Annotated in this window: 13 protein-coding genes; 9 read left to right on the top strand and 4 right to left on the bottom strand. The window is 60.0% G+C overall.

Translation table 11 applies throughout. The features are described from left to right. Positions 1 to 37: 37 nt before the first annotated feature. Both QMX98_RS25565 and QMX98_RS25560 read right to left on the bottom strand, forming a co-directional pair. Positions 38 to 1,531 (bottom strand): CoA-acylating methylmalonate-semialdehyde dehydrogenase, encoded by a 1,494-nt coding sequence (locus tag QMX98_RS25565; protein ID WP_010463762.1) that lies wholly within the window; start codon positions 1,529 to 1,531, stop codon positions 38 to 40. Between the two features lie 65 nt (positions 1,532 to 1,596). Continuing rightward, on the bottom strand, positions 1,597 to 2,946 hold the full coding sequence (locus QMX98_RS25560; protein ID WP_282411556.1) for an aspartate aminotransferase family protein: 1,350 nt from the start codon (positions 2,944 to 2,946) through the stop codon (positions 1,597 to 1,599). Positions 2,947 to 3,085: 139 nt separating this feature from the next. Between QMX98_RS25560 and QMX98_RS25555 the strand changes: the two genes are divergently transcribed. The 3 genes from QMX98_RS25555 (at position 3,086) to QMX98_RS25545 (ending at position 5,453) form a co-directional block, all read left to right on the top strand. Continuing rightward, a complete protein-coding gene (locus tag QMX98_RS25555; RefSeq protein WP_010463766.1) occupies positions 3,086 to 4,006 on the top strand; it encodes a LysR family transcriptional regulator in 921 nt (306 codons plus the stop codon). A 207-nt stretch (positions 4,007 to 4,213) separates the two neighbouring features. Further along, a complete protein-coding gene (locus QMX98_RS25550) occupies positions 4,214 to 4,864 on the top strand; it encodes a TetR/AcrR family transcriptional regulator (protein ID WP_010463768.1) in 651 nt (216 codons plus the stop codon). A gap of 7 nt (positions 4,865 to 4,871) precedes the next feature. After that, positions 4,872 to 5,453 carry a YigZ family protein gene (locus QMX98_RS25545; RefSeq protein ID WP_102595206.1) on the top strand — a complete coding sequence of 194 codons (582 nt, stop codon included), beginning with the start codon at positions 4,872 to 4,874 and terminating at the stop codon, positions 5,451 to 5,453. A gap of 343 nt (positions 5,454 to 5,796) precedes the next feature. Here QMX98_RS25545 and QMX98_RS25540 read toward each other — a convergent pair whose 3' ends face one another. Continuing rightward, complete coding sequence (locus QMX98_RS25540; RefSeq protein ID WP_282411555.1) at positions 5,797 to 5,955, bottom strand: hypothetical protein; 159 nt, start codon at positions 5,953 to 5,955, stop codon at positions 5,797 to 5,799. A 30-nt stretch (positions 5,956 to 5,985) separates the two neighbouring features. On the opposite strand from QMX98_RS25540, the gene QMX98_RS25535 reads away from it, so the two are divergent. Genes QMX98_RS25535 through QMX98_RS25525 form a run of 3 tightly spaced genes read left to right on the top strand, consistent with a single transcriptional unit; the run spans position 5,986 to position 9,595 of the window. Further along, positions 5,986 to 7,551 carry an ABC transporter ATP-binding protein gene (locus QMX98_RS25535; RefSeq protein WP_077750223.1) on the top strand — a complete coding sequence of 522 codons (1,566 nt, stop codon included), beginning with the start codon at positions 5,986 to 5,988 and terminating at the stop codon, positions 7,549 to 7,551. An 11-nt stretch (positions 7,552 to 7,562) separates the two neighbouring features. Continuing rightward, on the top strand, positions 7,563 to 8,669 hold the full coding sequence (locus tag QMX98_RS25530; RefSeq protein WP_282411554.1) for an ABC transporter permease: 1,107 nt from the start codon (positions 7,563 to 7,565) through the stop codon (positions 8,667 to 8,669). Continuing rightward, positions 8,669 to 9,595, top strand: coding sequence for an ABC transporter permease (locus QMX98_RS25525; RefSeq protein WP_077750221.1), 927 nt, complete (start codon positions 8,669 to 8,671; stop codon positions 9,593 to 9,595). Before QMX98_RS25530 ends, QMX98_RS25525 begins: the two co-directional genes overlap by 1 nt. 113 nt (positions 9,596 to 9,708) lie before the next feature. Here QMX98_RS25525 and QMX98_RS25520 read toward each other — a convergent pair whose 3' ends face one another. After that, a complete protein-coding gene (locus QMX98_RS25520) occupies positions 9,709 to 10,107 on the bottom strand; it encodes a hypothetical protein (protein WP_282411553.1) in 399 nt (132 codons plus the stop codon). Between the two features lie 83 nt (positions 10,108 to 10,190). On the opposite strand from QMX98_RS25520, the gene QMX98_RS25515 reads away from it, so the two are divergent. From QMX98_RS25515 to QMX98_RS25505, 3 genes are all read left to right on the top strand, one after another. Further along, positions 10,191 to 10,541, top strand: a complete 351-nt coding sequence (locus tag QMX98_RS25515) for a MerR family transcriptional regulator (protein WP_010463778.1) — start codon at positions 10,191 to 10,193, stop codon at positions 10,539 to 10,541. 25 nt (positions 10,542 to 10,566) lie between these two features. Further along, a complete protein-coding gene (locus tag QMX98_RS25510) occupies positions 10,567 to 11,253 on the top strand; it encodes an SDR family oxidoreductase (RefSeq protein WP_010463780.1) in 687 nt (228 codons plus the stop codon). A gap of 187 nt (positions 11,254 to 11,440) precedes the next feature. Beyond that, positions 11,441 to 12,799 carry an 8-oxoguanine deaminase gene (locus tag QMX98_RS25505; protein WP_077750219.1) on the top strand — a complete coding sequence of 453 codons (1,359 nt, stop codon included), beginning with the start codon at positions 11,441 to 11,443 and terminating at the stop codon, positions 12,797 to 12,799. Positions 12,800 to 12,886: the final 87 nt, after the last annotated feature.

Below are 12,886 nucleotides of genomic sequence, written 5' to 3'. Positions count from 1 at the left end.
GCCGAGCCCCAAGGGGCTCGGCCTTCTGCCCTTCTACTTACAAGCTAGGGAATGCGAATTGCGACGCTTCATGGCTCGCACGCTGCGGCCAGCGCTGGGTAATGGCCTTGCGACGGGTATAGAAGCGCACGCCATCCGGGCCATACGCATGCAGATCGCCAAACAGCGAACGCTTCCAGCCACCGAAGCTGTGATAAGCAACCGGCACCGGCAACGGCACGTTGACGCCGACCATGCCGACTTCGATCTCATCACAGAACAACCGCGCCGCTTCCCCATCACGGGTGAAGATGCAGGTGCCGTTGCCATATTCGTGATCGTTGATCAGTTGCATCGCCTCTTCCAGGCTGTTGACCCGAACCACACACAACACTGGCCCGAAAATCTCTTCTTTATAGATGCGCATCTCTGGCGTGACGTTGTCGAACAGGCAGCCACCCAGGAAGAAACCTTCCTCATGACCGGCCACGCTCAATCCACGACCATCAACCACCAGGGACGCGCCCGAAGAAACGCCGTCTTCTATATAGCCACTGACTTTATCGCGAGCCTGACCGGAAACCAGTGGCCCCATGTCCAGCCCACAGGAAGTACCCGCACCGATTTTCAGCGCCTTGATTTGCGGTACCAACTTGGCCACCAACGCATCCGCCACCTGGTCGCCCACACACACGGCCACCGAGATCGCCATGCAACGCTCGCCGCAAGAACCGTAAGCCGCGCCCATCAGTGCGCTCACCGCGTTGTCCAGATCCGCATCCGGCATCAGCACCGCATGGTTCTTCGCGCCGCCCAGTGCCTGGACGCGTTTGCCGCGCTTGGTGCCTTCGGCGTAGATGTATTCGGCAATCGGCGTCGAGCCAACGAAGCTCAGCGCTTTGACTTCCGGCGCTTCGATCAGCGCGTCCACCGCCGCCTTGTCGCCATGCACCACACTCAGCACACCTTTAGGCAGGCCGGCTTCGATCAATAGTTGAGCGATCAACAGCGTCGAGCTTGGATCACGCTCGGACGGTTTGAGGATGAAGCAGTTACCGCAGACAATCGCCAGTGGATACATCCACAGCGGAACCATGGCCGGGAAGTTGAACGGAGTAATACCCGCCACCACGCCCAACGGCTGGAAGTCCGACCAGGCATCGATGTTCGGACCGACGTTACGGCTGTACTCGCCCTTGAGGATTTCCGGCGCTGCGCAGGCGAACTCAACGTTCTCGATTCCGCGCTTCAGTTCACCGGCAGCATCTTCCAGGGTCTTGCCATGCTCTTCACTGATCAACTGGGCGATACGCGCTTCGTTCTGCTCCAGCAGTTGCTTGAAGCGGAACATCACCTGAGCACGTTTGGCCGGCGGCGTGTTACGCCAGGCCGGGAACGCAGCCTTGGCCGAGTCGATGGCTTTCTGAATGGTTTCGCGGCTGGCCAAAGGCAGCTTGTGGATGGCCTGGCCGGTGGACGGGTTGAACACGTCGGCCGTGCGACCGTCTTCGGTCACCAGTTCGCCATTGATCAAATGCGGGATAAGGCTCATGCGGGGCTCCTGAAAATTTGTCCACGAGACGCCCTTCAAAGGGCGCCTCTATATAGAAGGGAAAATCATTCGATTTTGTTCAGCACTTCGCCGACCGCGTCGAACAGACGATCAAGGTCTTGCGGCTTGCTGTTGAAGGTTGGGCCGAACTGCAGGGTGTCGCCGCCGAAGCGCACGTAGAACCCGGCTTTCCACAGAGCCATGCCCGCTTCGAACGGACGCACGATGGCGTCGCCATCACGCGGTGCGATTTGGATCGCGCCTGCCAGACCGTAGTTACGAATATCGATAATGTTTTTCGAGCCCTTCAGGCCGTGCAGCGCATTTTCGAAATGTGGCGCGACTTCAGCCACGTTCTGCACCAGGTTTTCCTTTTGCAGCAGGTCGAGTGCAGCCAGGCCAGCGGCGCAAGCCACCGGGTGCGCGGAGTAGGTGTAACCGTGCGGGAATTCCACCGCGTACTCTGGCGTCGCCTGGTTCATGAAGGTCTGGTAGATCTCGGAGCTGGCAATCACCGCACCCATCGGAATCGCGCCGTTGGTGACTTGCTTGGCGATGCACATCAGGTCCGGGGTCACACCGAAGCTGTCGGCGCCGAACATCGAACCGGTGCGGCCGAAACCGGTGATCACTTCGTCGAACACCAGCAGGATGTTGTGTTGATCGCAGATCTCGCGCAGACGCTTCAGATAACCCTGCGGCGGAACCAGCACGCCAGCGGAACCGGCCATTGGCTCGACGAATACGGCGGCGATGTTCGAAGCGTCATGCAGCTCGATCAGCTTGAGCAGTTCATCGGCCAAGGCGATACCGCCCTCCGTCGGCATACCACGGGAATAGGCATTGCTCGCCAGCAAGGTGTGCGGCAGGTGATCGACGTCCATCATCGCCTGACCGAACATTTTGCGGTTGCCGTTCACGCCACCGAGGCTGGTGCCGGCGATGTTCACACCGTGATAGCCACGGGCACGACCGATCATTTTGGTCTTGGTGGCCTGGCCTTTCAGACGCCAGTAAGCACGCACCATCTTCACCGCCGTGTCAGCGCACTCGGAGCCCGAGTCAGTGAAGAACACGTGATTCAGATTGCCCGGCGTCAGATCGGTGATTTTCTCGGCCAGTTGAAACGACAACGGATGGCCGTACTGGAAGCCTGGCGAGTAATCGAGGGTGCCCAACTGCTTGGCAACCGCTTCCTGGATTTCCTTGCGAGTGTGCCCGGCGCCGCAGGTCCACAGACCCGACAGCGAATCGTAGACCTTGCGCCCCTTGTCGTCCGTCAACCAACTGCCCTCAGCAGCAACGATCAGTCGTGGATCGCGCTGGAAATTACGGTTGGCGGTGTAGGGCATCCAGTGGGCATCGAGCTTGAGCTGGCTGGCCAAAGGAGATCGGGCGTTTTCGGGCAAGTTCATGGGCAAAACCTCGCAGGGCAATAAGCGGCATAGAGATCAAAAGCGTTCTTGCAGCTAAATTGCCACGAGGATAAAGTCGTTGAAATCCAACTCTTCTAACGTTCAGTCAGCCATCCACTAAACTTTGAGTAATTAAAGCATGAGCAGCCGTCGCCCCGATCCGCTGGCGCAAGTCAGTGACTTTGATATCCGCCTGCTTCGGATCTTTCGCAGTGTGGTGGAGTGCGGAGGCTTTTCTGCGGCAGAGTCGGTATTGGGGATCGGCCGCTCGGCCATCAGCCAGCAGATGAGCGATCTGGAACAGCGCCTCGGTCTGCGTTTATGCCAACGCGGTCGCGCCGGATTTTCCCTGACCGAGGAAGGTCGCGAGGTCTATCAATCGGCCTTGCAGCTATTAAGTGCGCTGGAAAGTTTTCGCACTGAGGTCAACGGCCTGCACCAACACTTGCGCGGCGAATTGACCATAGGCCTGACCGACAACCTGGTCACCCTGCCCCACATGCGCATCACCCATGCGCTGGCACAGCTGAAGGAACGCGGGCCGGACGTGCAGATTCAGATCCGCATGATCGCGCCAAATGAAGTTGAACAAGGGGTGCTCGACGGTCGATTGCATGTCGGCGTGGTGCCGCAGGCCAGCGCACTGTCGGGGCTGGAATATCAGCCGCTTTATAGCGAACGCTCGCTGCTGTATTGCGCGGTCGGTCATCCATTGTTTTATGTCGACGATAAACAACTGGATGACGAGCGCCTCAATAGCCAGGACGCCATCGCGCCGACCTTCCGTTTGCCCGCGGAAATCCAGGCCCATTACCAGGCGCTCAATTGCACCGCCAGTGCCTCGGACCGTGAGGGCATGGCCTTCCTGATCCTGACCGGACGCTTCATCGGCTACCTGCCGGACCATTACGCCAGCCTCTGGGTGCAGCAAGGTCGATTGCGGGCGCTGAAACCCAACGTGCGTTTTTATGACCTGAGCCTCGCATCGGTCACGCGCAAGGGCCGGCGCCCACATTTGGTGCTGGAAAGCTTCCTCGAAAGCCTGGCCGCGACACGTTGAAAGTGGCGAAAGCCTGCAGGAGCGAAGCTTGCTCGCGAAGGCGTTGTGTCAGCTGCATTAATGTCGACTGACACGCCGCTTTTGCGAGCAATCACTGCGCCTACAGGAGTTGTGGTGTTCAGGTTTTATTGCGTCAGGACTTGTCTGGAGCTTGTGGGTGCGCTATCAACGCAGTGGCTACACCCATCCACTTGTCCGGAAGTGCCTATGACCTTTGAAGTCCCCGCTCACGGCGGCAAACCCGCCAGCCGCATTCGTCAGAAGAACGAAGAGACCATCATCAAAGCCGCCGAAGACGAATTTGCCCGTCACGGTTTCAAAGGCACCAGCATGAACACCATCGCCCTGAATGCCGGTTTGCCCAAGGCGAACCTGCATTACTACTTCACCAACAAACTCGGTTTGTACGTGGCGGTGTTGAGCAACATCCTTGAGTTATGGGACAGCACCTTTAATACCTTGACTGCCGAGGATGATCCGGCCGAAGCGCTGACGCGTTATATCCGCGCCAAAATGGAATTCTCCCGTCGCCAGCCGCAAGCCTCGCGGATCTTCGCCATGGAAGTGATCAGTGGCGGCGAATGCCTGACCGAGTATTTCAATCAGGACTATCGCGCCTGGTTCCAGGGCCGGGCGGCGGTGTTCCAGGCGTGGATCGACGCCGGCAAGATGGACCCGGTCGACCCGGTAAACCTGATCTTCCTGCTGTGGGGCAGTACCCAGCATTACGCCGACTTCGCCACCCAGATCTGCCGTGTCAGCGGCCGCACCAAGCTGACCAAGCAAGACATGGAAGACGCCGGCAACAACCTGATCCGCATCATCCTCAAGGGCTGCGGCCTCACGCCAGCTATCTAAGACACTTATGCCTTTTACCCTCAGCGGTTTTTGCGAATACCGCGAAGAGATTCGCAAAAGCCGTTTCATCACGTTCGCCACGTCGATCGCAAGCCCTGCCGACGCCCAGGCGTTCATCGATCAGCACAGCGACTTGAATGCCTCGCACAACTGCTGGGCCTGGAAGCTCGGCGACCAATACCGCAGCAATGACGATGGCGAACCGGGCGGCACCGCAGGACGACCGATTCTGGCGGCCATCGAAGCGCAGGATTGTGATCAGGTCGCAGTGCTGGTGATTCGTTGGTACGGCGGCATTCAATTGGGCACCGGCGGCCTCGCCCGGGCCTATGGCGGTGGCGCCAACAAGTGCCTGCAAGGCGCGGCGAAAGTCGAGCTGATCAGTCGGGTACCGGTGAGCTGTACCTGTGCGTTTGGTGAGTTGGCGCTGGTGAAACTGCGCGTCGCTGAATCGGGAGGTTTGGTGGTGGAAGAAACCTTCACCGCCAACGGCGTGGACTTGCAATTGGCGATCGGCAAAGAGCACATCACGACCCTGCAAACTCAGCTCGCCGACCTGAGTCGCGGGCGCATTGTGTTGCAGCACTGATCGCACCAACACCGTTCACCGCCCTTTTATCGAGCCTGTTCAGATGCCCACATCTGCTGTGCACCCGGCTGTGGATAACCTGAGCACATCCTGCTGTAACCCTTCTGTCATGCGGCTTTGCGGGCTTTGCTCATTTTTCGTCCAACTTTCCATACAAACCACTAATTTTACGAAAAAACAAACAGTTAGCGTCGGTTATCACCTTTAGAAGATAGCCGCACAGTGCTTATGCCCGTGCTTTCGGCTTGCGCACAAATACTGTGGAACAACCTGTGGATAACCCGTTCATGACTGGCTCTGCCCTATATCCGGCATAGGTTGCGGTGTGTTGCTCGTTTTTTGATCAATACCCGACGGGCAAAAGCAGAGCCTGATCAAGCACTTTGCCCCTAAGTAGTGCTTGATCGACGATCAAAAGATGGCGAGGCCGCGCCCTCAATGCCTTTGCCAGCAAGGATTTTCTGTTTTCCTGACTCAATGGCCAGGAAATTGCTTTATCCACAGGCATAACTCCTATCGACCCGAGCCTGTCATGCCCAACCCCGTGCCGATCCCCGATCAAACGCCTCGACTGCAACTGCGCAAAATCAGCAAACGTTACCCCGGCTGCCTGGCCAACGACGCCATCGACCTGAGCATTGCTCCCGGGGAAATCCACGCCCTGCTCGGCGAAAACGGTGCGGGCAAAAGTACGTTGATGAAGATCATCTATGGCGTCACACACGCCGATTCCGGGGAAATGATCTGGCAGGGCGGGCGCGTGAACATGCGCAATCCGGCGCAGGCTCGCGCACTGGGGATCGGCATGGTGTTCCAGCATTTCTCGCTGTTCGAAACCCTCAGCGTGGCGCAGAACATTGCCCTGGCAATGGGTGCGGCGTCCGGCACGCCGAAGCAGCTTGAGCCAAAAATTCGTGAAGTCTCCCGACGCTACGGCATGGCGCTGGAACCGGAGCGCCTTGTCCATAGTCTGTCGATCGGCGAGCGGCAACGGGTGGAAATCGTTCGTTGCTTGATGCAGGACATCCGCCTGCTGATTCTCGATGAGCCGACTTCCGTGCTTACGCCGCAGGAGGCTGACGACCTCTTCATCACCCTGCGCCGGCTCGCGGCCGAGGGTTGCAGCATTCTGTTCATCAGCCACAAGCTCGGTGAAGTGCGCGCGTTATGTCACAGCGCTACGGTGCTGCGCGGCGGTCGGGTGGCCGGGCATTGCGTGCCGTCCGAGTGTTCGGATCAGCAATTGGCGAGGTTGATGGTGGGGGAAGCCGCCGAGCTGATTACCGATTATCCGAAGGTGATCGGCGGTGACTCGTTTTTGAATGTGAGCGGATTGTCGTGGCACAACCCGGACCCGTTCGGCTGCTCCCTGACGGACATTGGCCTCGAAGTGCGCAGCGGCGAGATCGTCGGAATCGCCGGTGTTGCAGGCAATGGTCAGGATGAATTGCTGGCCCTGCTCAGCGGTGAAGAACGGTTGAGCCGAAACGATAACGGGACGATCCGTTTCGGCGGGCAGCCGGTCGCCGATTTGCGGCCCGATGCGCGACGCCACCTCGGCCTCGCGTTCGTTCCCGCCGAGCGTTTGGGCCACGGCGCGGTGCCCGAACTGAGCCTCGCCAACAACGCCCTGCTCACCGCGTTTCAACAAGGGCTGGTCAGCAACGGCCTGATTCAGCGGGCCAAGGTCGAAGCCTTGGCGGCAGAAATCATCCGTCGTTTTGGCGTGAAAACACCCGATACCCAAGCGCCGGCCCGCAGTCTGTCCGGCGGCAATTTGCAGAAATTCATCCTCGGCCGCGAGATCCTTCAGCAACCGAAATTGCTGGTGGCCGCGCACCCGACCTGGGGCGTGGACGTCGGCGCCGCCGCCACCATTCACCGAGCGTTGATTGCCTTGCGCGATGCCGGTGCGGCGATCCTGGTGATCAGCGAAGACCTCGACGAATTGTTCCAGATCAGCGACCGGCTCGGTGCCTTGTGCAGCGGACGCCTGTCGCCGCTCAGGGCCACGGTCGACACGCGCCTGATCGATGTCGGCGGCTGGATGGCCGGCCAGTTCGACGCCCCTCAAACACTCGCATCCGCAACGGTTTAACGGAGTTTCACATGCTGCTTTCTCTCGAACCCCGTGGCCAGCAATCGCGCCTGATGCTGTGGTGCTCGCCGTTGCTGGCCGCGGCCCTGACATTGGGCTGCGGCTCGCTGTTGTTTATTGCGTTGGGTCATGACCCGCTGCTCACGCTGCACACCCTGCTGATTGCGCCGGTCAGCGACTTGTATGGTGTCTCCGAACTGTTGGTCAAAGCGTTGCCTATTTTGCTCTGCGCGCTGGGGCTGGCCGTGGCGTATCAGGCGCGGATCTGGAACATCGGCGCCGAAGGCCAATTGCTGCTCGGCGCCCTGGCCGGCAGTGCGCTGGCGGTGAATATCATCAATATGCAAAGTCGCTGGGCGCTGGTGCTGATCCTGCTGGTCGGCACGTTGGCCGGTGCCGCGTGGGGCGGGCTGACGGCGTGGTTGCGCACGCGTTTCAATGCCAACGAAATCCTCACCAGCATCATGCTCAATTACATCGCGCTGAACCTGCTGCTGTTCTGCGTGCATGGGCCGTTGAAGGACCCGGCCGGGTTCAACTTTCCGGAGTCGGCGATGTTCGGCGATGCCAGCCGTTTGCCGCTGTTGATGGAAGACGGTCGGGTTCACGCCGGGGTGTATTTCGCCCTGCTCGCGTTGGTGGCGGTCTGGGTTTTGCTGCAGAAAAGCTTTGTCGGTTTCCAGATAAAAGTGCTCGGGCTGGACAAGCGTGCAGCGGGTTTCGTCGGGTTTCGCGAGAAGCGGCTGATCTGGCTGGCGCTGTTGATCAGCGGCGGATTGGCAGGGCTGGCCGGAGTGAGCGAAGTCACCGGGCCGATCGGCCAACTGGTGCCGCAGGTCTCGCCGGGTTATGGCTATGCCGCTATCACGGTGGCGTTTCTAGGGCGGCTCAACCCCATCGGCATTCTGTTTTCCAGCCTGCTGATGGCGTTGCTGTACATCGGCGGCGAGAGCGCGCAAATGAGCATGAACCTGCCGCAAGCCATCACCCAGTTGTTCCAGGGAATGATGCTGTTTTTCCTGTTGGCCAGTGACGTGCTGATTCTTTACCGACCGCGTTTGAACCTGCGCTGGACTCGCCGCACACAAGCCACCGCTGTACACGCCGGAGCGCTGTGATGGATATCGATCTGCTGAGCAATATTTTCTACGCCATGGTCCGTTGCGGCACGCCGTTGCTGTTGGTGGCCCTGGGCGAATTGATCTGTGAGAAAAGCGGCGTCCTGAATCTGGGTCAGGAAGGCATGATGCTGTTTGGCGCAGTGATCGGTTTTATCGTCGCCCTGAACAGCGGCAACCTGTGGCTTGGCGTGTTGCTGGCGATGCTTGCCGGGATGCTGTTGTCGTCGCTGTTTGCGCTGGTGGCGCTGGTGTTCAATGCCAATCAGGTGGCCACCGGATTGGCACTGACGATTTTCGGCGTGGGCCTGTCGACGTTTGTCGGCGCGGCGTGGGTCGGTAAACCACTGGCCGGTTTTGAGCCGGTGGCGATTCCTTACCTGAGTGAAATCCCTTTGATCGGGCGAATGCTGTTCGCGCAGGATTTGCTGGTGTATCTGTCGTTCGCGTTGTTTGCGCTGGTAGCGTGGGTGATTCTGAAAAGTCGCGTCGGGCTGATCATACAAGCGGTCGGGGAAAGCCCGGAGGCGGCCAGTGCCATGGGCTTGCCGGTGTTGGGTGTGCGTGCACTGGCGGTGCTGTTTGGCGGCGCGATGGCCGGTTTGGCGGGGGCTTATTTGTCCCTGGCCTATACGCCGATGTGGGCGGAAAACATGAGTGCCGGCCGTGGCTGGATTGCCTTGGCGCTGGTGGTGTTTGCCAGTTGGCGAGTGTGGCGATTGCTGCTGGGGGCGTACCTGTTCGGGCTCGCGAGCATCCTGCACCTGGTGGCGCAGGGTTTGGGGCTGGCGATTCCGTCGAGCCTGTTGGCGATGTTGCCGTATGTCGCGACGATTGTGGTGTTGGTGCTGTTGTCGCGGGACGCGGTGCGCACACGGTTGTATGCGCCGGTGTCGTTGGGGCAGCCGTGGCAGGCGGGGCATTAAGGTTGACCCGGCCGGCCTCTTCGCGGGCAAGTCGGAGCGGCGCGGCGCTCGCTCCTACAGGTCCAGTGCCGATTTCACGGATTGCGCAAACCTGTAGGCGCGAGGCTTGCCCGCTAAGGCTGCCGAACCGGCAACACTTGAGCCACGCCCCACGCCAATTCAAAGACCAGAAAAATCACCAACAGCGAACTGGCGCCATGGACCAAGGCATAAAGCTGCCAAGCCGAAAACAGAAACCGCCCCACCGCGTCATACCGCCCAAACACCTGCTGCGGATCACGAATCCGCAGCACCGCCCAGACACACACAATCGACCCCAGCAGATTCGCCATCAACATGTGCATCGGCTCGAACGGCGGCAACTCGCCCGGCAAATCGAACGCCTGACTCACAGTCAACAACACCCCGTGCAACGCGGCAAAACTCCACGGCGTGATAAACGCTGCCGTCACGATCAAGTCATACCAGGCGCTGCCCCGCACCACCCGGCGATATTGCGTTGAAGTCCACATCGGCCTTGCTCCATAAATTCAGGGAGCAACAAGGCTAAAGCCTGGAGTATGCTCCAAGGTCAAGCCCCTCTTGAGACGTCATGATGCGCATCGGTGAATTAGCCCAGGCCAGCGCCGTCAGCCGCGACACGCTGCGCTTCTACGAGCAGCGCGGACTGATCGCCGCACAACGCAGTGCCAACGGCTATCGCGACTACCCGCCAGACATGGTGCAACTGGTGTTGTACATCAAGACAGCTCAACGGTTGGGCTTTACCCTCGGCGAGATCGGCAACAGCGTCGCCTCTATCTGGCAATCGCCGGATCCTGACAGCGCCGTCACGCAGTTGCTGCAAGACAAACTCAAGCTGATTGAAACCCGTATGGACGAACTCGGTGCATTGCGCCACGAGTTGCAACAACGGCTCGGTCAGCGTTGTCCACTGAGCCCATGATCCTCATTTATCAAGGAAGCCACTCATGTCCAAGGCAAAAACCGCACTCATCATCGGTGCCTCCCGGGGCCTGGGCCTCGGCCTGGTGAAAACCCTGCTGGCCGACGGCTGGCAAGTCACCGCCACCGTGCGCAACCCGCAGAACGCCGAGGCGCTGCAGGCGTTGGGCAAGGTGCGGATCGAGAAGCTCGACATGGACGATCAGCAGGCGGTCATCGCCCTGAGCCAACAGCTCAAGGGTGAAGTGTTCGATTTGCTATTCGTGAATGCCGGGGTCAAGGGGCCGGACGTTCAGACGCCGGGCGGCGCGACGTTGGCCGAGGTCGGTCAATTGTTTTTCACCAACGCCGTGGCGCCGATCAACCTGGCACAACGTTTTGCCGGGCAGATTCGCCCGGAGACCGGCGTGCTGGCGTTCATGAGCTCGGTGCTGGGCAGCGTGACCATGCCGGACGCGCCGGAGCTGGCGTTGTACAAGGCCAGTAAAGCGGCGCTGAATTCCATGACCAACAGCTTCGTTACGCAACTGGGCGAGCAGAAACTCACCGTGCTGTCGTTGCATCCGGGTTGGGTGAAGACCGACATGGGCGGTGAAGGCGCCGATATCGACGTGGAAACCAGTACGCGCGGGTTGGTCGATCAGGTGAATGCGTACACCGGCAAGGGTGGGCATCACTTCGTGAATTACAGAGGCGAAACCATTCCCTGGTAAACACCACCCTCGCGCCTACAGGATTTCATTCCACATAAGGTTTGCGTCGTCTGGTCGGGCAGGACTTGCCGGCCAGGCGGTTTTGTTTGAAACTCCGCACCTCGTCCCCGCGGCGACCCTGGATCAGCAGACAGGGTAATCACTGAGCTGGCTAACCTGAACCCCACTTTCAGAGGAGCCGGCCAATATGCCTGCGACCCGTACCTGGCTAAAAAATCCCCTCGCCATTTTCACTGCCAATGACCTCGATGCCCGTGGCGGCCTGGTGGTGCAAGACGGCGTGATCGTCGAAGTGCTCGCCGCTGGCCAGCAACCGTCCGCGCCCTGCGGACACGTCTTCGATGCCCGCGAGCATGTGATCCTGCCGGGCCTGATCAACACCCATCACCACTTCTATCAAACCCTGACCCGCGCCTGGGCGCCGGTGGTCAATCAGCCGTTGTTCCCGTGGCTGAAAACCCTCTACCCGGTCTGGGCCCGCCTCACCCCTGAAAAACTCGCCCTCGCCACGAAAGTCGCGCTGGCTGAGTTGCTGCTGTCCGGCTGCACCACCGCCGCCGATCACCACTACCTGTTCCCGGAAGGCCTGGAAAACGCGATCGACGTGCAAGTCGAAAGCGTTCGCGAACTGGGCATGCGCGCCATGCTGACGCGCGGGTCCATGAGCCTGGGTGAAAAGGACGGCGGCCTGCCACCGCAGCAGACCGTGCAGGAAGGCGAAGTGATCCTCGCGGACAGCCAGCGCTTGATCGCCGAGTACCACGAGCGTGGTGATGGTGCGCAAATTCAGATCGCCCTGGCGCCGTGTTCACCGTTTTCGGTGACACCGGAAATCATGTCCGCCAGCGCCGAACTGGCAAACAAACTCGACGTGCGTCTGCACACGCACTTGGCCGAAACCCTCGACGAAGAAGACTTCTGCCTGCAACGCTTCGGCCTGCGCACCGTGGATTATCTGGACAGCGTCGGCTGGCTCGGGCCACGCACCTGGCTCGCGCACGGCATCCACTTCAACCCGGACGAAATCGCCCGCCTCGGCGCCGCCGGCACCGGGATTTGCCATTGCCCGAGTTCGAACATGCGCCTGGCCTCCGGCATTTGCCCGACCCTGGACCTGACCGCTGCCGGTGCGTTGCTCGGCCTGGGCGTGGATGGATCGGCGTCCAACGATGCGTCGAACATGATGCTCGAAACCCGTCAGGCGCTATACATTCAGCGGCTACGTTATGGCGCGCAGAAGATCACCCCGGAACTGGTTCTGGGTTGGGCAACCAAGGGGTCGGCGAGTTTGTTGGGCCGTTCCGATATCGGCGAACTGGCGGTGGGCAAGCAGGCGGATCTGGCGTTGTTCAAGCTCGATGAGCTGCGCTTCTCCGGCAGTCATGATCCGGTGTCGGCGTTGCTGCTGTGCGGTGCCGATCGCGCGGATCGGGTGATGATTGGTGGCAAATGGCGGGTGATTGACGGGCAGGTTGAAGGGCTGGATCTCAAAGGCCTGATCGCCGATCACAGCCAGGCGGCCCGGCAGCTAATCGCCGGCGTCTGATACAACACAAATCAAACTGTAGGAGTGAGCCTGCTCGCGATAGCGGTGTGTCAGACAACCTCAATGTCGACTGACACACCGCTATCG

The sequence above is a fragment of the Pseudomonas sp. PS02303 genome (assembly GCF_029959925.1).
Taxonomy (GTDB): domain Bacteria; phylum Pseudomonadota; class Gammaproteobacteria; order Pseudomonadales; family Pseudomonadaceae; genus Aquipseudomonas; species Aquipseudomonas mandelii.
This window is presented reverse-complemented; position numbering and strand designations above follow the sequence as displayed.

Excerpts from the sequence above, each read along its gene's own strand:
- QMX98_RS25550 (WP_010463768.1), top strand. The coding sequence starts at position 4,214 with ATGACCTTTGAAGTCCCCGCTCACGGCGGCAAACCCGCCAGCCGCATT.
- QMX98_RS25515 (WP_010463778.1), top strand. The coding sequence starts at position 10,191 with ATGCGCATCGGTGAATTAGCCCAGGCCAGCGCCGTCAGCCGCGACACG.
- QMX98_RS25535 (WP_077750223.1), top strand. The coding sequence starts at position 5,986 with ATGCCCAACCCCGTGCCGATCCCCGATCAAACGCCTCGACTGCAACTG.
- QMX98_RS25505 (WP_077750219.1), top strand. The coding sequence starts at position 11,441 with ATGCCTGCGACCCGTACCTGGCTAAAAAATCCCCTCGCCATTTTCACT.
- QMX98_RS25525 (WP_077750221.1), top strand. The coding sequence starts at position 8,669 with ATGGATATCGATCTGCTGAGCAATATTTTCTACGCCATGGTCCGTTGC.
- QMX98_RS25530 (WP_282411554.1), top strand. The coding sequence starts at position 7,563 with ATGCTGCTTTCTCTCGAACCCCGTGGCCAGCAATCGCGCCTGATGCTG.
- QMX98_RS25545 (WP_102595206.1), top strand. The coding sequence starts at position 4,872 with ATGCCTTTTACCCTCAGCGGTTTTTGCGAATACCGCGAAGAGATTCGC.
- QMX98_RS25565 (WP_010463762.1), bottom strand. The coding sequence starts at position 1,531 with ATGAGCCTTATCCCGCATTTGATCAATGGCGAACTGGTGACCGAAGAC.
- QMX98_RS25555 (WP_010463766.1), top strand. The coding sequence starts at position 3,086 with ATGAGCAGCCGTCGCCCCGATCCGCTGGCGCAAGTCAGTGACTTTGAT.
- QMX98_RS25510 (WP_010463780.1), top strand. The coding sequence starts at position 10,567 with ATGTCCAAGGCAAAAACCGCACTCATCATCGGTGCCTCCCGGGGCCTG.
- QMX98_RS25520 (WP_282411553.1), bottom strand. The coding sequence starts at position 10,107 with ATGTGGACTTCAACGCAATATCGCCGGGTGGTGCGGGGCAGCGCCTGG.
- QMX98_RS25560 (WP_282411556.1), bottom strand. The coding sequence starts at position 2,946 with ATGAACTTGCCCGAAAACGCCCGATCTCCTTTGGCCAGCCAGCTCAAG.